At 44.7% G+C, this 23,582-nt stretch carries 18 protein-coding genes; 8 read left to right on the top strand and 10 right to left on the bottom strand.

All coding sequences use genetic code 11. The features are described from left to right. The first annotated feature begins 631 nt into the window (after positions 1–631). The 5 genes from JGK07_RS05425 (at position 632) to speD (ending at position 6,034) form a co-directional block, all read left to right on the top strand. Positions 632–1,111, top strand: coding sequence for a BON domain-containing protein (locus JGK07_RS05425; protein ID WP_293176480.1), 480 nt, complete (start codon positions 632–634; stop codon positions 1,109–1,111). Between the two features lie 158 nt (positions 1,112–1,269). Further along, positions 1,270–1,449, top strand: a complete 180-nt coding sequence (locus JGK07_RS05420) for a hypothetical protein (RefSeq protein ID WP_293176478.1) — start codon at positions 1,270–1,272, stop codon at positions 1,447–1,449. Positions 1,450–1,528: 79 nt separating this feature from the next. Next, the gene (locus JGK07_RS05415) at positions 1,529–2,737 is read left to right on the top strand and encodes a general stress protein (protein WP_293207356.1); all 1,209 of its coding nucleotides are present in this window, start codon (positions 1,529–1,531) and stop codon (positions 2,735–2,737) included. A 1,520-nt stretch (positions 2,738–4,257) separates the two neighbouring features. Further along, positions 4,258–5,319: a pentapeptide repeat-containing protein gene (locus JGK07_RS05410; protein ID WP_293176474.1), complete on the top strand. Its 1,062-nt coding sequence runs from the start codon at positions 4,258–4,260 to the stop codon at positions 5,317–5,319. Between the two features lie 292 nt (positions 5,320–5,611). Further along, the gene (gene speD / locus JGK07_RS05405; RefSeq protein ID WP_293176472.1) at positions 5,612–6,034 is read left to right on the top strand and encodes an adenosylmethionine decarboxylase; all 423 of its coding nucleotides are present in this window, start codon (positions 5,612–5,614) and stop codon (positions 6,032–6,034) included. Between the two features lie 293 nt (positions 6,035–6,327). On the opposite strand, the gene JGK07_RS05400 is transcribed toward speD, so the two are convergent. Continuing rightward, positions 6,328–6,918, bottom strand: coding sequence for a hypothetical protein (locus JGK07_RS05400; RefSeq protein WP_293176470.1), 591 nt, complete (start codon positions 6,916–6,918; stop codon positions 6,328–6,330). A gap of 145 nt (positions 6,919–7,063) precedes the next feature. On the opposite strand from JGK07_RS05400, the gene queF reads away from it, so the two are divergent. Further along, positions 7,064–7,483, top strand: coding sequence for a preQ(1) synthase (gene queF, locus JGK07_RS05395; RefSeq protein ID WP_293176468.1), 420 nt, complete (start codon positions 7,064–7,066; stop codon positions 7,481–7,483). Between the two features lie 157 nt (positions 7,484–7,640). On the opposite strand, the gene JGK07_RS05390 is transcribed toward queF, so the two are convergent. The 7 genes from JGK07_RS05390 to JGK07_RS05360 all read right to left on the bottom strand — a co-directional run bounded on the left by JGK07_RS05390 (position 7,641) and on the right by JGK07_RS05360 (position 18,309). Continuing rightward, entirely contained in the window at positions 7,641–7,832 is a 192-nt protein-coding gene (locus JGK07_RS05390) for a DUF2283 domain-containing protein (RefSeq protein ID WP_293176466.1), read from the bottom strand. After that, on the bottom strand, positions 7,819–8,079 hold the full coding sequence (locus tag JGK07_RS05385) for a DUF4258 domain-containing protein (RefSeq protein ID WP_293210262.1): 261 nt from the start codon (positions 8,077–8,079) through the stop codon (positions 7,819–7,821). The genes JGK07_RS05390 and JGK07_RS05385 overlap by 14 nt, the downstream gene beginning before the upstream one ends. Before the next feature lie 69 nt (positions 8,080–8,148). After that, complete coding sequence (locus JGK07_RS05380) at positions 8,149–9,555, bottom strand: cytochrome c biogenesis protein (protein WP_293241497.1); 1,407 nt, start codon at positions 9,553–9,555, stop codon at positions 8,149–8,151. A gap of 195 nt (positions 9,556–9,750) precedes the next feature. Further along, the gene (locus JGK07_RS05375; RefSeq protein WP_293145339.1) at positions 9,751–10,482 is read right to left on the bottom strand and encodes a cytochrome c biogenesis protein CcdA; all 732 of its coding nucleotides are present in this window, start codon (positions 10,480–10,482) and stop codon (positions 9,751–9,753) included. A gap of 1,119 nt (positions 10,483–11,601) precedes the next feature. Beyond that, a complete protein-coding gene (clpS, locus tag JGK07_RS05370; RefSeq protein ID WP_293145351.1) occupies positions 11,602–11,895 on the bottom strand; it encodes an ATP-dependent Clp protease adapter ClpS in 294 nt (97 codons plus the stop codon). Between the two features lie 469 nt (positions 11,896–12,364). Then, positions 12,365–16,708, bottom strand: a complete 4,344-nt coding sequence (locus JGK07_RS05365; protein WP_293189525.1) for an amino acid adenylation domain-containing protein — start codon at positions 16,706–16,708, stop codon at positions 12,365–12,367. Between the two features lie 998 nt (positions 16,709–17,706). Next, on the bottom strand, positions 17,707–18,309 hold the full coding sequence (locus tag JGK07_RS05360) for a superoxide dismutase (protein ID WP_293176460.1): 603 nt from the start codon (positions 18,307–18,309) through the stop codon (positions 17,707–17,709). Between the two features lie 372 nt (positions 18,310–18,681). On the opposite strand from JGK07_RS05360, the gene JGK07_RS05355 reads away from it, so the two are divergent. Further along, positions 18,682–19,221 carry a phosphate-starvation-inducible PsiE family protein gene (locus tag JGK07_RS05355; protein WP_293176458.1) on the top strand — a complete coding sequence of 180 codons (540 nt, stop codon included), beginning with the start codon at positions 18,682–18,684 and terminating at the stop codon, positions 19,219–19,221. A gap of 552 nt (positions 19,222–19,773) precedes the next feature. Here the strand turns inward: JGK07_RS05355 and JGK07_RS05350 are convergent. Further along, positions 19,774–20,325, bottom strand: a complete 552-nt coding sequence (locus JGK07_RS05350) for a peroxiredoxin (protein WP_293176455.1) — start codon at positions 20,323–20,325, stop codon at positions 19,774–19,776. Between the two features lie 79 nt (positions 20,326–20,404). After that, a complete protein-coding gene (locus JGK07_RS05345; RefSeq protein WP_293176453.1) occupies positions 20,405–21,652 on the bottom strand; it encodes a transposase in 1,248 nt (415 codons plus the stop codon). Positions 21,653–22,132: 480 nt separating this feature from the next. On the opposite strand from JGK07_RS05345, the gene JGK07_RS05340 reads away from it, so the two are divergent. Next, positions 22,133–23,488 carry a peptidylprolyl isomerase gene (locus JGK07_RS05340; RefSeq protein WP_293176451.1) on the top strand — a complete coding sequence of 452 codons (1,356 nt, stop codon included), beginning with the start codon at positions 22,133–22,135 and terminating at the stop codon, positions 23,486–23,488. Positions 23,489–23,582: the final 94 nt, after the last annotated feature.

The following is a 23,582-nucleotide window of genomic DNA, read 5'->3' as shown; positions in this document are numbered from 1 at the left end:
TTGGTAATTGGTAATTGGTAATTGGTAATTGGTAATTGGTAATTGGTAATTGGTAATTGGTAATTGGTAATTGGTAATTGGTAATTGGTAATTGGTAATCAGGAAAAATTAGTTTTTAGTGGCGATCGAATCTATTAATAAAACTTACGTTTTTGAACTTGGTATCTCTAAAAATATTAGCTTTGGTAACTAAAAATATCGAATCAACCTGATTGATGATGAATAGTGCGTCCCGGAATAATTAAGTTAAATTTAATCTAATACCCGTTTGAAAAAAGAATGCAACTGCTTTGTCAGCTTCAAACCAATATTCAGTAACTCATCCCTAATCGCAAATCCTTCGACACTTCGACAAGCGCTCGCGCCGAAATCTAAAATCTAAAATCGTTCGACGCTCGCGCCGAAATCTAAAATCTAAAATGCTATAAGACCTTATTTTATTTTTTGTACTCTATCTAAGGACAGAGGTAAATTTTACACCTGTGGAGCGATGTAGCGGATTCCTAAATTTTATATGTTTGAGATAAGGCTTTTTAGAGAGCAGAAAGCAGCAGCTAAAATTCTGTGTGGCTTAATCTCACTCAACGAAGTCTCACTCATCGACAGCTTACCCGGAGGGTATTAACATATTATGAATAAACTAACACCAATTCTCATCAGCGGTCTCCTATTATTTGGAGCTGCTGCTTGCACTGAGGGGGCTAAAACTAGCGCCGATGCTCCTAATTCTACCACAGAAAATGTCAAGAGCCCGCCCCCAGCCGAGAATGTTCAAAAAACTCAGTCCGACGCAACTAGCGATGTTCGCAAAGCCCAAGCAAATTCTGATATCAGGGCCAGAGAACAGCGCAACAATGTGACTGGTGGCGATGCAATCAGAGCCGATGGCGACCTGAAAAGTGAAGTTCGTTCTAAGTTGGAAGTGAACATTACTAAAGGTGCGCTCACTGTTGAGGCAAAAGACGGGGCTGTTACCGTAGGTGGCACAGTTCCAAATCAAACTGATTTAGCTAAAATAGAGCCGCTAGCTAAAGAAATTAAGGGTGTCAAAAGCGTGAATGTTACGGCTGTTGTCGCCCCCGCTGCACCCGCCGCATCGCCTACCAAGTAATAAATTAGAAGGAAGTTAGGCAACGGATTTGGTAACGGATAGTTTGACGGATTTAACCGATACAAGTAAGAGGGAAAGTTGGGGATTTCAAAAGTGCTTTCGCAGTGGATTACAACGCTTACGTGAATCTTCCGGTTGCGTTTTTTTGAGTTAAAGAGTTGAAGATTAACTCACTCAAAAATCCGCGTTCCAAACTCGCGCAATACCTGCAATTTGCCATTGGCAATTTGCCATTGGCAATTTACGATTTAAAATTCCCGATGATTAGTGGAAACCTGTCGGAAGATAGAGGTCGAGGTTATTCCCAGCGACCGATGAAAAATGTGGGGAAAAAATGACTAAATGTGATTGATGGCAGCAAGCAGATCGTAAATTTTGTAGTTGTGTAAAAACAGTATTTTTTGAAGGAGAAAAGAAATGGCTTTAGGTCAACACAAACGGGCTGTAGGATCGTTTTCTAATTACCGCGATACGGAACTAGCCTTGATGGAACTGCAAAGTAGCGGGTTTCCGATGAATAAGGTTTCGGTAGTTGGAGAAAATCTCGATCGCAGCGAAATTGCGGGCGCTAGTGCTGCTAAGAGTACGGACGAGAAAGTGGGCGGCGGCGCGAAAGCTGGCGCGACAGCGGGAGTCGTGACGGGCGGTTTGATTGGGTTGCTCGGAAGTATTGGGGCGCTGGCGATTCCGGGAGTTGGCCCGGTGATGGCGGGGGGCGCGATCGCCACTCTGCTTGCTGATACTGTAGTCGGAGGCGCGATCGGGGCTGCTGCGGGCGGTTTGGTCGGCGGTTTGGTCGGTTTGGGTGTTCCCGAAGCCAAAGCTCAGGTTTATAACGATCGCCTCTCGCGCGGAGAATATTTGGTATTCGTAGAAGGAACGGATGCTGAGTTGGCCACCGCCGAAGGAATTATGAGCGTGCGGGGCATTCAGGATTGGGGCATTTACGATGTGCCTACAGACACCGGCCGCAGATCGATGGGTCGCCACAAGCGCGCTGTGGGCGTGTTTTCCACTCGCCGCGAGACTGAACACGCGCTGGGAGAACTGAGAACAGGGGGTTTCGACATGGATCGGGTTTCGGTCATTGCTAAGGATGGCGATTCTAAAGGGGATATCGCAGGCATTGACGTGCACGACAGCGCAGACAACAAGGCCGATGAAGGGGCGACTAAGGGTGCGCTCACAGGCGGAACCCTGGGCGGTTTGACTGGCTTGTTGGTAGGTCTCGGCTTGGTGGCAATTCCGGGTATCGGGCCGATTATGCTGGCTGGAGCCTCGGCTACGGCGATCGCCACTACGCTAGCAGGTACTGCTTTGGGTGCGGCTGCGGGTAGCTTGATCGGAGCTTTAGTCGGTTTGGGAATTCCTGAAGAGGAAGCCAGAGCTTATAACGATCGAGTGGCGAGGGGAGATTACTTGGTACTGGTTGACGGCAGCGAAGCAGAAGTCGCTAAAGCTGGGGCTGTTCTGAGCCGCGGAGGCATTCAGGATTGGAACACCTACGACTCTCCCAGCGTGGATACCGCTCGGGCAGATTACGGCACTCCCGGCACTCCCGGCGCTGATACTACGCCTGGTATTTACGACCCCAATCAGGGCGTTGCTGGCAAGCGTCGGGTTTGATCCTTCAGACTTTGTTTGGGTATTAGATCTCTCCAAAAAAGCAAGTCTGGAACAGGCAAGATGCCTGTTCCACAATAATTATTGGAGATGTCTATTATTTCTACCGACGGCTGGGACGATCGCACTGGCGCACTCGGATTGTTTAGGGCGCAGGCGTTTAGCCGAATGCGGGTAAAATTCTCTCAAAAGTCGGCTTTTTCTGTGAAAGCCGGCTTTTGTTTTGTTCGGGAAACCTCAAAAAAGCGACCAAGCAAAAGTTGAATTTTGAGAGTGCGAGCTGGGCTTTGGGTCGGCTGGTCGATCGGCTCTATAAATTTTTACACTCTAAATCCGCAGCGATTTGTGAGTCTGTAACACTCACTACTGCAAGGGTTGCAAACCCTGGAGTATTATCAAATTGGATGACTAAAATTGCAGCAGAGATTGCCCCGTTAGTCAAAGAGCGACTATCTTTAATTATGGGGTGGCTAATTTCAGCAAATTATATCAGGTGAAGTAGCCAGTCCCGCGCGCCGAGTACGGCCTGCGGTGGTCGGCAATTATTAGAATAATTATTGTCGTCGCCTTGGGGCAAGACTTAGGCTGGTCATTGGTTGGCTGTAGCAGCCCAATTGCCTTAGGCAAGACCGGCTAAAGGAATATAGTTTTTCTGGGAATGCCTCAGCGAAGCATTTTTTCCAGCCCAGGAACAGCTTTTATGTCCGGGAGCGCGTCTGGTGTCGGGCGTTCTGTTAATTAGAAGCGCAAGCGCTCATGGATCGAGTAAACATTAACAACAAGCACAGCAGCGCGGGAGTACGGGAACGGCTCGCGGCGCTTTTTTTGGCGAAATCTCAGGCCCATGGCAGCCTATTGCTGGTTTCGCCTGGGACTCGATCGGCCAGGCGAGCGAAACAGCCTTCCTGTTCGATTTCACGCTGCATTGAGCACAGTGGGGGGAGGTGACACTAGCTGAGCTGACCGGGCTCTGCTTTCATGGGCGATCGAAGAAAGAAGGCAAAAACTAAAAGATATTCGGAGTTGAAGCTTCGAGTCCTTATTTCTTTCGGGAACTAATAGAATAGATTTGCTCCCCTGTACCAGCAATTTGTGGGCTGTGAATGTGGCGCGGGTGCCGCCAGCAAGAACCCCAAAAATATGCGATCGACAACTTATCGATTTATCGATATTTTGTAAATAGTTAGTAGTTAATAGTTAGTGATTAGCAGTTAGTATAAATACAACTAACAATTAACAACTAACATCAGCCGCAACTAACTCTTAGCAGCATAAGACTTACAGGCGGAAGCGAGAAACTCGGTTTCTTCATAAATGCCCCTAGCCAAGCCCTACTTTTACGAAAAACCGGGTGGCTTTTCGTGAGTTCTACGTAAATTATCAGGGTGATGCTAGAAATCAACCAGTTTTGATAATTATTACTGCGGCAGTATTGGTTTAAGAACTGACTAGCAAACACGAGCATACAAACTTTCAGACAACATTGAACATCGAGAAATTAAGGAAACTCACTCAATTTTTTTATGAATTTCACTGAGATTTTAAGTGCCGATGAACTTGTAACTAGACATAGAAACGGGGAACGAGATTTTCGAGGAGCCAACCTCATTGCCGCTCATTTGATTGAATCTAATCTCAGTCGAACTAATTTGAGCAGCACTAATTTGAAAGGGGCCAACTTAATTAGAAGTAAACTAATAGGAGCTAATTTAAATGGTGCCGACTTGAGCGGGGCTAATTTATCTAAGGCGAAATTAATTGAAGCGAACCTAGGCAGTTGTAGTTTAACGGGAACTGTGGCGATCGGAGCCGATTTTAGCGGAGCAAATCTCAGCGGAGCAATATTGTCTCGCGCTGACTTGAGCAAAGCTGTGATGACTGGAGCGAGTTTAGTCGGAGCTTGTTTGCTAAGTGGCTCGAAACTAATTGAGGCTAATTTGAGCGGGGCGACGCTGAGCCGAGCAATTATGAGTGGGGTTGATTTAAGCAGAGCAAATCTGACTAGAGCAATTATGAGCGAAGTAGATTTGAACGGAGCAAACCTGAGCGGTGCAAATCTAATTCGGGCTTATCTCAATCGCGGAAATCTCAGCGGTGTCAATTTGGTTGGGGCGATTTTGAGCGAAGCAAGTCTGCGGGAGGCTTGTATTTGTGCTGCTAATTTGAGCGGTGCTGACTTGAGCGGTGCTGACTTGAAAGGAGCTAATTTAAATGGTTCTAATTTGAGCGGTGCTGACTTGCAAGGCGCTAATTTGAGTAAAGCTAATTTGAATGGTTTGATTCTGCATAATGCTGATTTGAGGGCTGCGAATTTGAACAAAGCTTCTCTCAGGGGAGCTGATTTGAGCGGTGCAAATTTATCGGGTGCTAGCTTGCTGGAAGCAGATTTGCGGGGAGCGAATTTGAGTCACGCCAATTTGTCGGGAGCGGGTTTGCTGCTGAGTTCTTTGACAGGGGCAAATTTGACAGGAACTAATTTGTCGGAGGCTAATTTGATTGGGGCTAGCTTGAATGTTGCTAATTTGAACCAAGCGGCTTTGAGCGGGGCTATTTTGCCGAATGGGGCTACTCACAGCCGCGATTGATCGGATGTCCGGTAGCGTGTTGATTGTCAGTTGGGAGCAGGCTAGCGATCGATCGCGCGTGAAGTCAAAAGCTTCACTTACGTTACGTCGCTTTTTTGCAGTGGCGCGCTACTCGCCGGTGCGAGATCTCGCACCGGCGTTTGACTGGCGACAAAGCGCCCCAAAAAATAGTTGCGAGGGCCCTCGCAACTATTTTTTGGAATTTTTTTGGTAATTTACTTGAAAATTTCTAGAATCCGTGCTATTGTCAAAAGGTTTGAGACATTGTGAGTTAGAGGTAAAACCCCGCAGAATGAAACAATTGGGAACCCATCTGGTCGCTGATGCTTGGGAGTCTCCTGGAGACCTCCTCAACGATCCTGAACGTATCCGCCGCGCCATACTCGATGCGATCGAAGCCGGAGGAGCTACTCTCATCGATTTGTGCGTACACCAGTTTAGTCCTCACGGAGTGACGGCTACTGCAACTTTGGCAGAGTCTCATATAGCAATCCATACTTGGCCTGAACACGGTTATTTTGCAGCAGACTTATTTTTCTGCGGAGCCGGCGACCCTCACCGAGCCATGAAGGTGCTACAGACAGCTTTGGAAGCTAAACAGGTAAAACTCACTGAGTTCACGCGCGGTTTCGAGCCCGGGGTGGGCATTCTAGGTTCTGCTTGTGAAGAGCAGTATGCACCTCGTTTAGTAGAAACGAGTGCAGCCAGAGGATGATAGCCAATTAGCGTAACTTTGAATATTTTATGCTAGGTTTTCGTTAAAATCCCACGGTTCGAGCCGTGGGATTCTTGTTGAAATTTACCGAAGAATTGGGTCTAAAGTCCCGCCGTTCTAGGGCGGCTTTCAAAATCTTTTGTGGCGTTGCTGATTTACGGTATGAAAGGCTAAATATGCCAGTCATAGAAACCACTATCGACAAAGCTTGGGGATTTTTAACTTATTTTTTTTCATACCCTGATTAAGCAACGCCGGAACCAAGAATCCCCACGCGTTTAGGACGCGGAGTGTCACTTTCCCTTTAACAAAGGGCGAACAACTAAATAACCTGCACCGAAGGCAGCAATAACAATCAGAAAAATGGCGATCGCCAACCACAATCCACTTAAGTCTGAGGCTTTTTTGGGTTGAGATCGAATGCGGTAAGGAGTTTCCGGCACCTCTGCAAATAATTTTTCTGGCAGTGTATCCGGCATGGGAGGGGCTGTTGGCTCCGGTAGAGGGAAGGGGAAAGCCACTTTCTGAGGTGGTTGAGGTACGGCAGAGCTAGTCCGCGAGGTTACAGGTGCTGGGGGCTCCGGTTCAACGCTGAAATTGAATTTGACTGAGGGCATTTGAGGCATCCCAGTCTGGGTGACGTTCTGAGCCGAGTTGACTACTTGTTGTAGCTGCTGGGATACTTGAACTACTGTTTCTACTTCTCGCCGCAGTTGTTGATTTTGTTGAACTAATTGCTGGTTGTGGGTTTTGAGGGAGTCGAGCATTGCTTGGGCTGCTTGCAATTCCGCCGTGACTTCTCGATAGAGGGAAATCGGTACCGATGCAGAGTAACTATTTGAGTTTTCAGGGTTCGTATTGTCAGATAAGGTAGTATTTTGCATAATTGTAGATGGCGAGGGTGAACTTTTTTAAGTTTAGCCTGAGAGTATTTGCAATTAGATCGATCGCAACACAATTCGTCAAGATATTTGTTACAGATTTTGAGAGTGAGTTTAATTAAATCTTAGAAGTTTTCAGTCGATCGCTATGAACAACCACCCAACTGCACAAAGTATGTCGCAAAAGTCAAGTACCGAGGAAATGAAATACGGCGAACGCGAGATTTTGGAAGGAGAGTTAATTACTTTCCCGAACCCGCGAGTCGGGCGGCGCTATACGATTAACATTACCTTGCCGGAGTTTACTTGCAAGTGTCCGTTTTCAGGCTATCCCGATTTTGCGGCGATTCACGTTACTTACGTGCCCGACGAGCGGGTGGTCGAGTTGAAGGCGCTGAAGCTCTACGTTAACAGTTATCGCGATCGCTACATTTCTCACGAAGAATCGATCAATCAAATTTTAGATGATTTTGTCGCAGCTTGCGCGCCGCTGGAAGTGACGATTAAGGGCGATTTTCTGCCACGGGGGAACGTGCACACTGTGGTTGAGGTGCGGCACGAGAAGTAGAAGGTTGAGTCTTCTGCGGCTGGTACTGATTGCGGTAGGGGCGTCCTTGAGATTCTCAATCAGCACCGAAAGCATGATTCTGACGCACCGTTTTTTGCTTTCGGTGCGTCAGTGAGATTGTTGGTTTGGCTCGAAAATAACGCTAGAGTAGAACACCCTACTTAATTGCTTCGGAGAGAGATTCTAAGGAGATAAATTGTTTCACATCTAATATTTCGATCAATACCAGTTCTCCGCTGCTAGAATAGTGCAGAATCATTTGCCCTTCATCTTCGGCATAGGCGATCGGGCTATCGGAAATTTCGATCAGCATCGCATCTACATCTTGGCTGTATCTAATCTTTTTCATATCTTGACCTCTTACCCGGATAAGCAGTAATTACTAAAATTTTATCATTATATTCTTGGTAAACCACTCTCAGGACAAGTCCATTCAATCTTTGTTGACAAATAAACTTTCCTTCACCACTTGCTTCTAACTTACTAGGAGTTCTAATAGTTTCCGAAATCAAATCTGTTGATATTGTCACCCCGCGACTTTCTAGAATTTCTATTTTTAGTAAGGCGTGTTGACTGAATTCAATCCTTTTTATCACCTTTATTTCCTGTTTAATTATCGTTTTTACCCGGATGTAAGATGGGCATTGCCCACCCTACAATTAGTTTTAATTAGCTAGAGAAGTCTCAGTAATCGCACTTTTGGTATCTGCTGTTTTCAATTCTGCCAACTTGTCCAAAATCTCCACAACTTCTCTTTCAAATATCACCTGAGCGCGATTAGTGCGCCCGCCGACGTATAGCTTGCCATTTTTTTCCAAAGCCCAAATCTGCGAGTGAGACAGATAGCTCATCATCACGCTGAGCATTAGCAACCCAAAGCCAGTATAAACGAGCGGAATTCCTGGATCGGCTTTAATTTGCAATCCCGTGCTGCCAACAACTTCATCAATTGCCAGCATCACTCCGTTAACTTCAACTGCTGTACCGGCGCGAACAGTCGTTAACAATTTGCCATCAGTACCGTAGACTAACATTGTGCCTTGCAAGTCCTTTGCTAGCAGAGAAACTCCCGCACTCAAATCTGGTTTTGTCGGAATCCAAGCACCCCAAATTCTGCCTTTACCTTGGGTATATAACTGAGCCATTGGCAATTGTAAAACCGGGCTTTTGTTGAGGCGAACTCGCACGGCGGCTAAAGCCCAATCTGCTTGATAAAAGGTGACTCCGCGGTATCTCAGAGGCTCGTTAACGTGAATGGTTTTGCGATCGACCTCTTGGCCTGTTTTGTCCAAAACTGACAGATCCGAGTAAAATTGGTCGATCGCCCCGCTCGGACTATAATCGATCCAGAACCGATTCACACGCACCGACCAATCCTTCGGTATTTGTGGCCCCGCCCAAGGCCCAGCATCAGTGATATTCTGCACCCGAAACGTTTCACCGCTAGGAACCAATTCTTGACCCATAAATCCAGTCATCGAGCCAAACATCGACCCAGCTAAAATAATTAGCATACTCGCGTGAACAATAATCGGGCCGATTTTACCAATTATGCCCTTGCGAGCATAAACTTTTTCACCTTCTCGAAATATGCGGTAATTTTTTTGCTGCAAAAGTTGTTCTAACGAACTTAAAGAAGTTGTTTCTAATTCCGCACTGAGAGCTAATTTTTCAAACTGCTTCGGTTCTGCATAAAATTTCCAGCGGCGGGCGGCTTTTAGTGCCGGAAATTGTCGGGTAAAAGTGCAAGCTGTCAAGCTGCTGCCGAACAAAATTAGGATTGACAAAAACCACCAAGTGCGGTATACGTGGTCAAGTCCTGCAATTAGCACAACTTTCCAAGTTAGGAAGCCGAACAAAGCCGGGTGTTCTGGATAGTTGGATTGGTAAAATTCTACAGATTGACCTTGTTCGATGATGGTGCCGGAAATGCTGAAAAATGCGATCGCCAGCAGCAAGATAATTGCCAGCCGCAAATCTGCCAGCACTGGCAAAAGTTCTCGCTTGAAAAACTTTAGAGGCGCAGTCGCCCAGTCTGATATTTTAGATAGAAATACTTCTTTTGATATCATTGGAAATTGGTAATTGGTAATTGGTAATTGGTAATTGGTAATTGGTAATTGGTAATTGGTAATTGGTAATTGGGTAACACACTACCAATCACAATTAATTAATTCTCTGTATCCTTCAATTTTGTATTGTTTTCGGTAATTCTTAAAGGACTGAAGTCCTTACTACGAACCTTACTACGAATTTTACTGCGAATTTTAGGCGGGAAGAATGCGGGAAAGCAGAGAAAACACGCCAAATCCTACTAATAAAACGCCACTAACAGGCGTAATCCAACTCGACCAACGGCGCAATTCTAACAACTTTTTAATGCTCGCGGTAAAAGTACCTGCTACAATCAGCGGAGCCACGTAGCCCGCAGCGTAAAACAGCAGCAACACACCGCCTAAAACTAGATCTCCAGTTTTGGAAACCCAAGCTAAAAGGGTAGCTAAAACCGGCGTGCTGCACGGAGAAGCTACTAAACCAAAAGTTAAGCCTAATAAGTACGATCGCACGCCCGCAGGCAAATCTTTCGGAACCCAGCCCACAGCGTCAAAAGACGGCATTTGTAAGGGTAAGGCTTCCAGTAAATTCAGCCCCATTAAAATCGCGATGATGCTGACAACGATCGGCAAACCCAGACCAATTTTGCCATAAACTTGACCAGCAAATGATGCTACAATGCCTAAACCCGCAAGAGTTGTCGCCAATCCCAGGGCAAACCATGCCGACTGGGCAGCAGCTTGCAGGCGGCTTTTTGCTTCGTATCCGCCGATGTAGCCGATCGTGATCGGCAACATGGAAAGCATACAGGGCGTCAAGCTCGTTAGCAACCCTGCCAGAAAAATCACTCCGACACTGACTAAACTCAGGTGTGTCAGTTGAGTGTTGACTAAATTATTAGCAAATTGTGCGAGTTGATAAAGTTGGGTTTGCAGGGTTTCCATCGGTCGATTTTAGATTTTAGATTTTAGATTTTAGATTGACTCCGGTGTCATCGAATTGAGATTTTAGATTTTAGATTGACTCTACAGATGAATCTGGGATATTCAACTAAATATCTATTTTTTCGGTTCTCCACGACTTAAGTCGGGGCTTATATCCCTATGCAAGTGAGTTCCGGCGAGTGTGATGTTCTGGCTATGTTGAAAATTGTAACAGATTCGGGTCGCTTCGGTTCAAGATTTGAGATGTGAGCGCGATCGCCTGATTGAGAGTGCTCGCGGGCGATCGTCAACTGCGATAATAGACTTGTTGCAAAAATAGCTAGGACGGGTTCGCCAGCCCATCCACAATTTTTTTTTCTTGTGGGATGGACAGACGAACCCGTCCGAAAATTTGATTCAAAGGACTTTGGCAATTCCAGCCCAATAAGCATCGCGAATTAAATAATTTATACATATTTGTGGGATGGGCGTCCCGCCAGTCATGAGAGGACGGGCGGGACGCCCATCCCACAAAAACCATCAATTTGTAAGTTATTTAATTCTCATTCCTAAGTGATTGCAAGATTATTCACCTTTTCCAATAATCTAAATCATCAAGATAGAGTCATGTTGCCATTTTGGCAGGTTTCAAATTTAGCTAAGCGGACTCCAATAAGTTCTGGGTTTAAATCAGCCTGTAGATCTATAGTGGTTCTCAAAAAAGTGAGGTACGTTGTTGGGATGCGAGCGCTCTTATATTTATTATATAGTAAGCGAGGTCGCATTAAAAACTCCATTTATAGTCATACCTCATCTTTCTAAGAAAGGCTATATGTATTAACCAAAGTGTGGTCTTAAAAATTTAAGTAGATAAATACACTAAACGCTCTTCTAAACCCGGTTTGTGCGAGAAATATTGGTGTGGAAGCGCAGTATTTAAGAAGAAACCGGGTTTCTCACCCGCGCGTGTAAATCCTAAAATATCAACAATTTGAGTTGGTAAATCAGCACCAACACCAAGATTCCTTGTCTGAGGTGCAATACGATGAAAGCAATCTCTTTGAGGCTGAGATTGCTTTCATCGCACGGCTAGCCCAGGAGAGATTTTGGTTAAAATGCGTCCAGGATTGCCAATAGCAGTTAAGTAGACTCTAGGGGAGCCATTGTCAGCCCAGCACGGCTCAATTGCATATGATAAAGTTCTGCTTGCTCTTGCGGGCCAACCCAGACGGTGGCCTGGCCTTCGTTGTGGATTTGGTCGGCGAGTTTCCAAGCTCGATCGCTCGTCATGCCTGGAATGTACTTAGTCAGACATTCCACAACGTGCTGAAACGTGTTGAAATCGTCGTTGAGGACTATTACCCGATAATTTGGATAAGGCTTGCGGGTAACTTGACTCGATCGAACGGGTGCTATGGTTGGTGAAGAGGTCATCGCGCGAACAGCCACTGAAACTACAAAATTTGTAAAAGAGTTACCGATAGCACTATAACACAATTTGAGATTTCTGAACCGAACTCGGCACTTACTGTCCCCTTCGCGGATTTTAGATTTTAGATTCGGGAATGACTTACGGGATTTTGAATGGGAGCATCTCAGTTTTGCATTTACTATAGTGCTATCCCCGAAGAGCGAGTATTGCAGCACTCGCGAGCTCGCGACAGGGCGCACTATAATAATTAATTTTTTCAAAAAAGAGATGCTCCCTTTTGAATTCCTCCACTAAAATACCGGTTATTCGCAAACAGTATCAGGATTTTAGATTTCCTGTACGATAGCAACTGCATTGGCAAAATACCATTTTCAGATTGGATTTGCGCCGCCAGATTGGCGACGCTTTGACGCATTGTTCGATCTGTCATAGCCTGTTGAATCGCTTTTATAAGTCGTTCAACTCAACAGCCTAAAGTTTTGCTAAGGCTCGATCGATATGCACTTTCATTTTTTCGGCCAAGACAGGGACATTGGGTTCTTGAAGAATACTTAGATGATCTCCAGGGATATCATATATGTCTAATCCTCCAACTGCCAGATCCTTCCAGTTTTCCAAAGTGCTAAAGTGACTTTCATCCTTCGCTCGGAACAAAACCGCCCTGCCTGGATAAGGTTGTGGCTTGTAACTGTTGAAAGCGTAATTCCGAAACTCTACTCCAGGATCTACCTTATGATTATTAATCATCATGCCAGAAGTCGATTTAGTCTTCGATTTTAGGATCTTTTTTAACAAATAGGGAAGCCCTTGTTGGCGCAGCTTTTTGAGATGAAAAGCCAGCTTCTGGCTGAATGACAGTTTGTTTTTTCCTGGAATCGCACTATCCAAAAGACCCAGTAAAGCTACCTCCTCACCCTGTAAATGAAGTAGATGTGCCATTTCAAAGGCTACTAAGCCACCTAATGACTCACCCGCTAGGAGGTAAGGCCCTTTAGGTTGATGTTTTTGGATTTCTTTGAGATAGCGAGTTGCCATATCTGCAACACTCACTAAATCCGTTGGTGATTTGTCAAGTTTATCCTTTTGGAACATACTGACTTCCTCGTTGAGATAAACTCCATAACAGGTCTGGTCTTTGCCGAGGTGTCTTGACAAATCATAGTAAAGAAATATGCCGTAAATGAAGAATAAAGGTAGTTTGGAACTGCCTTCCTGAATCGTGACTAAAGCCTGTGCAGAAGACAAACATCCTTCTTCGCGAAGGGTGTTAGCCAACTGCTGAATCGTTGGTGATTGGAAAAGAATAGCTAAAGATAGCTCTTTCTTGTAGGTTTCCTCTATTTCACGAATTAGCGATATCGCTAATAGGGAATGTCCTCCCAACTCGAAAAAATTATCTGTGGTACTGATGGGTGAAGTATGCAATACTTTTTCCCAAATCTTGATGAGTTGAATTTCCAAATCATCCTGGGGACGGGCCAATTCTCTTGGCTTTTCTTGCTGTACTTTATTTGTCGTCTCGGAGGGAGCGGGAGGATTGGGTGTGGCGGATTCGACTGGTTTTGCTTCGCGAGATTGTTCGGGTACGGGTAGAGCTTTACGATCGACCTTACCATTAGGTGTTAGGGGTAGAGCTTCCAAGAAAACAAAGATAGACGGCACCATATATTCTGGTACGTAGTCTTTGAGCAGACTTCGCAGTTCTTGGATGGTGGGGTTCTGATTGTTGAGGGCGACAATATAACCCACTAGACGCTTGTCGCCTGGAACATCTTCCCTGACGATGACAACGGCCTGCTGCACCTTGGGGTGTTTGACCAAAACAGACTCGATTTCACCGAGTTCGATCCGAAAACCGCGAATTTTGACTTGAAAATCTAGGCGACCCAAACACTCAATATTTCCATCTGGCAAATAACGCGCTAAGTCCCCCGTCTTGTAGATTCGTTCGCTTTCCCGAAATGGATTAGGAATAAATCTCTCTGTGGTTAAATCGTCACGCTGCAAATAGCCCCGGGCTAATCCTGAACCACCAATATGTAATTCCCCAGCCACCCCAATGGGAACGGGTTGCAGGAGAGGATCTAAGATGTAGATATCGGTGTTGGCGATCGGCTTACCAATTAAAATTCGCTGTTCGGCATCTTTGACTTGATAAACCGTTGACCAAACTGTTGTTTCTGTCGGCCCGTACATATTCCAAAGTTCTGTACCTTTGGTTAACAATTGGGCAGCCAATTCTTTGGGCATGGCTTCCCCACCGGAGAGCATTTTCATCCGGGACTGACCTTCCCAACCCGGTTCCAGCAATAATAATCGCCAAGTCGCTGGGGTAGCTTGCAGGATCGTAATCCCCAATTGGACGATCGTCCTTAATAACTTTCTGCCATCCATGGCAGCTTCCCGACTCAGGATGACAACCTGCGCTCCCACAGTCAGGGGTAAGTACAGTTCTAAGACTGCAATATCAAACGAGAGAGTGGTGACAGACAGCAAAATATCCGCCTCACAGATTCCCGGTTGCTCGCGCATCGAACGTAAAAAATTGACTGCGCCGCGGTGAAGAACTTGTACGCCTTTGGGCTTACCCGTAGAACCAGACGTGTAAATGACGTAGGCCATATTTTCTGGCGTAACACTTGCGATCGGTGTTTCCTGACTCTCTTGGGCAATGAGAGACCAATCCGCATCCAAACAGATGACCAATGCTTCTTTGGCTGCTTTGGTAGGCAGGTTCTTGACAAGCTGCTGTTGTGTTAACAATAGTTTGGCTTCGGAATTCTCGATCATGTATTCCACGCGATCGTCCGGGTAGTTCGGGTCTATGGGAACATAGGCTCCGCCCGCCTTCAGCACACCTAATAATCCCACCAGCATTTCCAGAGAACGATCGACACAAATGCCAACTAAATCATCTGGTTTTACCCCTTTTTTTTGTAAATAGTGGGCTAGTTGATTGGACCGTTGATGCAGTTCTTGGTAAGTTAATGTTTGACCTTCAAAGGAAACCGCAATTTTCTCTGGAGTTGCTTCTGCTTGTTGAGTCACTAAGTGGTGGAGGCATCGATCTTGTGACTCATCTGTTTGAGTCTGATTCCATTCCACAAGCAACAAATTTTTCTCTTTGTCTGGCAACAACGGCAATGCAGAAATCGGTTGTTCTGCATGAGCCACAATCCCAGCCAACAAAATCTGGAAATGCTCGTTCATTCGTTCAATGGTTTCTGCATCAAACAAATCCCTGCTGTAAGACCAACTCCCCTCCAATCCTTCGCTGGTTGGTTTTAAGTACAAAGTTAAGTCAAACTTCCCTTCGTTATTTTCAATCACCCAAGGACTTGCTGTTAATTTTGACAGATCGATCGTTTGGAAGGGAATATTTTCCTCAAAGACAAAGGTCACTTGAAACAGAGGAGAATAGCTCAAATCGATCTCGGGACAAAATTGATCGACCAACAAACAATAGGGTACATCTTGATAGGCTTGCGCTAACAAAACGACTTTCCGCACTCGTCCCAGAAACTCTAGGAACGTGGGATTGCCGGACATATCTGTACGAAGGGGGACAGCATTCACAAAATTTTCTGAATTCACACGGCTCACAAAAGGGGAGCCAACAATCACGTCTTCTGTACCTGTATAGCGATACAGCAAAATATTAAAGGCGGCTAACAGGGTTGTTGAGAGAGTGACCCCTTCCTGCTCGGCCAATATACCTAAGGCAGTCGCGATTTCCCCAGAAATGCCAAAAGACAGAGAAGCTTCCCGAAAGGATTGCTCTGGGGGGCGCGGTCGGTCAGTGGGTAGGGGTAATAAAGGAGGGGCTCCAGCAAGTTGTTTTTTCCAATAGGCTAAGGAGTCTTGAAGGGGGAGCTTTCGTACCTCTGACATCAGAGTTGCATAGGATGTTTCGTAGATTGCCCGATCGATAGATTGGAATTTGGGATCGTAATACAAGATTAATCTCAGGATCCCCAAGGCTGCAACCCATTCTTTAGCTCGTATATATTTCTGGATTTCGTAAGGCAATCGATCGCCAAAAAGCTTAGTCCAGTGTTTTTTTCCTTCTTCATAGGCAACTAGATATTCTTCTTTTTTAGTTTGTTCAACGTAACTCCATTGCTGAGAATGATCTCGAATTGCATGGATCAGAAAGTAGGTCGATTTACTGGATATATTATTGCCAGTGTAGCGATATTGAGAAACGACTTCACCGTGGAAATAGACAGGAAAATTACGGGCAATTCGCAAACATAAATTGTAATCTTCGATCGCTAATACACTTGGATCAAATGCACCGATAGACTCAATGGCGACAGTATCGAGGGCAGCACGGCGAAACATAATACAACCGCATTGAATCCTATGCCGGATAGCTAAAATAGTTTCATAATTAGCAACTTCAGGCTGATTCTCATATTTCTCTTCTACTTTGTAGGAGCCATCAGGTTGAATGGAATAGAAGAAATAACGACCAAAGACAAAGCCCACCTCTGGCAGGGCGTTGAGATGCTTGACTCCAATCTCGATCGCTTCAGGTAACAGGCAATCATCACTATCCAGGAAAAGAATATACTCTCCCGTACTAACCCGCAGACCAGTATTGCGTGCAGCCGCCACACCTTGGTTATTTTGATAGACGTATGTTACTTTCGGGTAGCGATCGCAGACTTCTTTCGTATCATCAGTAGAGCCATCGTCTACTACGATCACCTCAAACGGAGGGTAGCTTTGTTCCAGAATGCTCTCAATTGCTTCCGGTAAAAATTGGGCGCAATTATAAGATGGAATCACTACCGATACATTTTTTGTCATTTTCTAGACTCCCAAAGTTATGTTAAAAGTTTCTGCACCCAATATTTAAAATATATCTCTCCAGACATCTATCTGTCCACACATTTATCTGTCCCCACATCTATCTGTTACAACAAAATTGCTATAGCAAGGGGAAAAGTGCCGATTTTGCGAGGTCGGGAGGTCTTTACTATCCCTTCCCTCCCACACATGGCTCGATCTCCACAGGTTAAGATACCGTGCAAGGCAGTGGAAATACCTAAAATACCACACCTATTTTTACATCCATTTAAGTAGGTAGGTAGGCGAGATTAAATAAACTTTATTATGTAACAATATGTAAACAAGGCTAACGAGTGCTGCTAGATGTGTATTTGAATACTTTACAATCGTTTACATATTTGCATTTTACAGCGCCGACCTACTTAGTGGTCTACAATTAATGTTTTTCGCATTCTTAATCCTTGTATAGAAATGGTTACATCGAATTACATCATTACTTTTGCAGGACTAAGCGAACCTATTAAGTTATAGCGGTTCTCACAAAGATTCGCGGACGTTGTTGGGAAGAAGGCGCTCTTGATTTAAGCGTTTATGTAAGCTGTCAGCCATACCTCATCTTTTTGAGAAAGGCTATATACCATTTGTTAAAAATGATGCGACTGTATTTGCAGAGTGTGTCGCTCTCTTTCAATGCCAGGCATTGAATCGACTTTTCGACTGGCGATGCACCTTAGATATCGGGGAAAATCAACAAATCCAACAATTGTTATGTCGCACGATTTCTGAAAGATGGTATTAGGATAATCGGTAATCGATAGTTGGTAATCAGTAGTCGGAAATCAGAAAAAAGCTTTCAGGTTAAAAGCTTAAAAGCCCCTCACCAATTACCAATTACCAATTACCCATTACCGGTATTAGTAGCGAGAACTTCAGTCCTCGGAAACAAAAACTAAAGTCCCCACTACAAACCGATAAAAGTTCGTAGTGAGGACTTCAGTTCTAAAACTCAGATGTTACTAAGCCGCAGCCAAATTTGCTGCTGCGAAATCCCAGTTAGCCAAATTGTCTAGGAAATTAGCAATGTAATCGGGACGGCGATTTTGGAAATCCAAATAATAAGCGTGTTCCCACACATCCAAAGTCAGCAAAGGAGTTTGGCCGTGTGCTAGCGGGGTGTCAGCGTTAGCAGTTTTGGTAACTTTCAAAGTACCGTTGTCCACAACCAGCCAAGCCCAGCCGCTGCCGAACTGAGTTGTCGCAGCAGCCTTAAATTCTTCTTTGAATTTGTCGAAGCTGCCAAAGTCGGCATTGATTTTATCAGCTAAAGCTCCTGTCGGAGTGCCGCCGCCGCCCGCTTTGAGGGAATTCCAAAAGAAATTGTGGTTCCAAACTTGACCTGCATTGTTGAAGATGCCGGCTTTGGATGGATCTTTGGCAGATTCCATTACAATTTCTTCTAGGGATTTGCTGGCTAGTTCGGTGCCTTCAATCAGTTTGTTGAGATTGGTCACGTAAGCAGCATGGTGCTTGTCGTGGTGGAACGAAAACGTGTTGGCCGACATATGACCTGACTCTAGGGCGTCAGCGGCGAAGGGTAATGGTGCGAGTGTAAATGCCATTGTGTTCAATCCTCTCTTGGTGGCTTTTTTGGGTTGACTTTCCGGCTTTTGTATGATTTGAGCCCTTAGTCGCTAGCTCGAGTTGATCGAGCTGTTGTAAATAATTATTGACAATTTTCATATTTTATCTCAGTTGCAGCATTTTAGGATTTTGAGCTCTACTTTTCACGAAATCTACTAATATCAGGTTTCACATAGCACAAACCTTGGCAAAAAGTCAACCCGCCTGCGTGATAAATAAAAGTTGCTAGGAAATTGTCACTAGACAGAATTTTGATGATGGTTATAAATAAATTAAACCTGTTTTTGGGCAAATATAAGCTGAATTTAACTTAAGCTGTAAGCAAGTCCAACAGATTCCCGGAGCAGTCAATGGAAAACCGTTCAAATAACCAGACTAATTCCCCTCCTAAATGGTTGAATTTGAAACTAATAGTCAGCGGTCTGGAAACAGTTCAAGACTTAATTGTAATTTCTTTGTGTATTGGTTTGTTCTGTTTCATGGTACTCGAACTGCGAGAAATGTTTTTTTCGCTGCTGCCTCCTTTGAATTTTCAGGAAGTGACGGCCGACATTCTATTTTTATTGGTTTTGGTGGAATTGTTTCGGCTGCTCATTATTTACTTGCAAGAGCAGCGCGTTTCGATTGGCGTGGCGGTTGAAGTTTGTATTGTATCTGTTCTGCGAGAAGTTATAGTTCGGGGAGTTCTGGAAACTCCCTGGGTTCAAATATTGTCAACAGGCGCATTCTTGCTAGTTTTGGGAGTGTTGTTAGTAGTCCGAGTTTGGTTGCCGCCAACTTTTGAGGGAATTGACCCGGAACGCCGTTTTGCTAGCCGAAAAAGAAATCTTTCAGAGCCGGAATCTTCTTCAGAGCCTGTTGCTGTAAATAGCAAGTTCAATTCTCATTGAGTATGGCGAGACAGGCGATTTTAGATTTGCTCTACAGCTTGTCTGGTTACCATTTATCGTCTCTTGTAAAATAACCATGATAACTTTCGTTGTGAGGATTAAAGTCATCTGAAAATAGAGGGGAAGGACTAAAGTCCTCACTACGAACCTATTTGATTGCGGTTCGCCGTCAGCACTTTATATCAATTCCGGTTGCATCTGAATTAATATTACCCGAAATCAGGACACGGCAGTGCCGTGTCCCTACGATTAATCACGGTAGGGAAACGGCACTGCCGTGTCCTCGCTTGTCATTCCGGCGCAGCCGGAATTGATATTAGTTCTCTGAAAATAGAGGGGAAGGACTAAAGTCCTCACTATGAAACTATTTGATTGCGGTTCGCCGTCAGCACGTTAGTTCTCTGAAAATAGAGGGGAAGGACTAAAGTCCTCACTACGAACCTATCTGATTGGGGTTCGCAGTCAGCACTTTAGTTCTCTGAAAACAGAGGGGAAGGACTAAAGTCCTCACTACGAACCTATTTGATTGCGGTGATTCGAGGTGACACAATATTAGCTGTTAGTCTGCAATTCGCCTAAACGAGCTAACACTTCTTTGGAGTGAATGGCGGGATTAACTTTAACAAATGTTTCCCGCAAAATTCCTTCAGGGTCAATAATAAAACTGTGCCGGGAAGAGATAAAACTCATCCAAGAACCGTAAGCTTTACTTATTTTGCCGTCGGTATCTGCTAATAGCGGAAATTTCAAACCTTCAGAATCACAAAATTCTGCGTGGGAGTTGATATCATCAGCGCTGATGCCGATGATTTGAGTGTTTTTTGCTAAGTATTTCGGCAAGTCTTGCTGGAATCGACGCGCTTCGATCGTACAACCGGATGTAAAATCTTTGGGATAGAAGTAGACTACGAGCCATTTACCGCGATAATCGGACAGCGAGATTTGCCCGTCGCCGCTGTTTGTCGGTAGACTAAAGTCTGGTGCGGCTTGATTCACCGCCGGCAGCTTGCCACCGAGGGCTAAGGCTGGAGGGGCAAAGTTGAAACTCAGAAGGGCTAGACAAATTGCCAATAAAGTGCTAAAGAACTTGCGGCGCGAAATCATAAATTAACAAGTAGAACTGTACTTAACACAAGTTTACAGTTTTCTGATTAAATGGGTAGGGGCAATTCGCGAATTGCTTCTAATAGTGACATACTCCTACACTGACGCTCGTACAGTACAGTGTAGGCTTCTCAGCGACTCCAGCTATTGCTTCGGACGTTAACTGAGCTTTAAGAACGGAATGCCCTACCGCTCTGTTTTTGATATTTATTGCTGCATTATGGTCGCGGTCAAGACTACATCCACAATGGGGGCAGTCGTGCCATCTCTCATGTAGCTTCTTAGGAACTTTAACGCCACAAGTAGAACAATCTTGACTTGTACCAGACGCTTTAACAGGGATAACCAACAAACCAGCATTTTCGGCTTTGTTTGTCAGTATCGACAGAAAGCTTGACCATCCGGCATCAAGAACAGATTTTGCCAACCATGTACGCGCAAGTCCTTTGACATTCAAATCTTCAACCGCGACAACATCATATTTTTTCAACAAGTTGTTAGCAGTTTTGAAATGAAAATCTTTACGTTTGTCAGCAACTTTTTTATGCTGCTTGCCCAACTGTTTTACCGTTTTTAATCTTCGATTGCTTCCTTTTTTACGACGGGAAACACGCTTCTGAATAACTTTTAAACGTTTTTGAGATTTGCGATAATGTTGAGGTATAGCAACAGTTTTACCCTCAGAAGTTGTCAAAAACTCCTTTAAGCCAACATCGATACCAGTTATTAAATCTGGATTGAAATCTGGTTTAATTGTTGGCACTGTCGCATCTTCCAGGCTGAGGGTTAAATAGTAACCGTCAGCTTTTTTAGTGACAGAAGCAGTTTTGATTTTGAAACCATTCGGAATGGAACGATGCAAAACAACCTTAACTTTTCCAAACATCGGAAGATTGATTAAATTGTTTTGCAAGCATCCATCGTTCATTTGAGGATAGGTAAAGGTTCTGTAGTGGTTGCGAGACTTAAATCTTGGTCTGCCACTACGTTTTCCGTTACTGTCACCCTTCAAGAATCTATCAAAAGTTACCTTGACTCTCTTGACAATATCCTGAAGAACCTGCGAGTAAATTTCGCCATACCAAGGATGAGTTTTCTTGAGGTTAGGTAGTGTTTTCTTTTGACTGTAGTAATCGGGATTGTCCCGTAATTCTGGAAGGTGACAAACAAGAGGACAAGCATTGATAGGACAACGATTTTGCTCGTACCAGTTAAATCTATCTGCCAACAAATAGTTATATTGAGCGCAAAGCATAGACAACCACCTGTCTAATTCTATTGCTTGTTGTTTGCCTGGGCGTAATTTGTACTGGTATGCCGTCCTCATTTGCTTTTACCTCCTGTTAGCACTATGGTAGCATGATTGTGTAACCATTGTGTAGCCACATGAAAAATAAACAATTAAGATTAAGGATGTCTGAGCGACGTTTCCATAAGTTACGGCTATATGCTGTTCAATCCGATAAGACAATGACTCAAGTCATTGAAGAGCTGATTGACTCATTGCCAACATCAAAGATTGGCAATGAGTCACCGACCGACATCGCTAATTGAACTGCGTTCAATATTGCTCGTCGGTCAATTCCTCATTGCCTCGCATTCATCCCACACTAACCTGAGTACAGGTATGGTGTGGGGATTCTGCTGTGCTTGCTAAATCTGAGTTACCCACCCCTTTGATGATTCGGTGTTTAAAACCGCTTTTATACAGAGGATGCCCGCTTCTGCTGGCTAGGAAATAAAGGGAACATTTAGCCAGGATTTGGTATCAAACCGAAATATCACTTACTCAAATAGCAATTTACTTATGAGCGCTGCACTCCCGTTAACAGGCAAAGTTACAGTAGTCCAGGTAATTAATGGTCAACCGGTGACGATCGAAGTAGACGGCACTAATGCGCCGATTACTGGGGGAAATTTTGTTGATTTAGTTGAACGTGGCACCTACGATGGGGTGATGTTTCACCGAGTTGTGCGCCAGCCGGATCCTTTTGTGGTGCAAGGGGGCGATCCGCGCAGCAAGGATACTAGCATTCCGGCGGGTCAATTGGGAACGGGTAATTTTATCGATCCGGATACTAATCAGGCGCGTTTTATTCCTTTGGAAATCAAGCCGCAAGGGGCGGCACAGCCAGTTTACAACCAAGTTGTCACGCAAAAGCCACAGTTGCCTCACACGAAAGGGGCGGTGGCAATGGCTCGTTCTAATAGTGGTTTAAATACGGCTTCTTCGCAGTTCTATTTTACTTTGGATGCTTTGCCGTTTTTGGATGGCAATTATGCTGTTTTTGGCAATGTAATTCAAGGTTTTGAGACGGTTAATGCGGTGCAGCAGGGCGATCGCATTTCGAGTGCCAAAGTTGTTGCAGGGATTGTCCCCAGTCGGGTTTCGAGTATTATTCCCAATGCTGCTGTGTTGAATAGTTTTGTGAATAATACTAATTTTGTAAATCTGCCTTTGCGATCGCTCAACTTGCCTAATACGCCGAACAACTATCAAGTCACTGCCCAAGACTCTCAGCAAAACCCCAGCGGCGTGCGCGGAGGTAGCGCCAACGATCGCATTATCGGTTCATCGATTGATGATGCCATTAACGGCGGCAAAGGCAACGACACTATCACCGGGGAAGCAGGCGACGATTTTCTCAGAGGTGGCAAAGGTAGCGACTTAATTAGCGGTGGTGTTGGCAACGATATTATCAACGGAAATTTCGGCGACGATACTCTTAATGGCGATGCTGGTAACGACTTTTTACGGGGTGGGCAAGGGAATGATGTCTTAAATGGTGGCGATGGCAATGATATTTTGATTGGGGATACAGGCAACGATACTCTCACCGGAGGTAGTGGTGCAGATACTTTTGTTTTGGTCGGAGTCGATCCTGCGAGTCTGCCTTTTATTCTGCTACTCCCAACGAATCATACAATACTTGATTTTAAACCAGGTGAAGGCGATCGCATTGCTTTGACAGGAAAATTATCGGATACCACATTCACTCAATCTGGCAGCGATACTTTAATTAACTTAGCTGGGTCTCCTGCTATTGTAAAAAATGCTACTGTCGATTCCGTCAGAAATGCAGTTTTTGCAATTCCTTTGTCTCCGATTGTTCCTCGTCCTAATGACCTACCCACTGGCGATGTAGCCTTAAGAATTGGGTAGTTTTAAGTGAATTGGGTTGAGTTAAACTCGACCCAATTTCTAATACTTTTCGGCTCAATATCCATATCTTTTATTAGATGCCAGCCCCTGGTTA

Origin of the sequence: Microcoleus sp. PH2017_24_DOB_U_A, assembly GCF_020738205.1 — a bacterium.
In the GTDB taxonomy this organism is placed as follows: Bacteria; Cyanobacteriota; Cyanobacteriia; order Cyanobacteriales; family Microcoleaceae; genus Microcoleus.
This window is presented reverse-complemented; position numbering and strand designations above follow the sequence as displayed.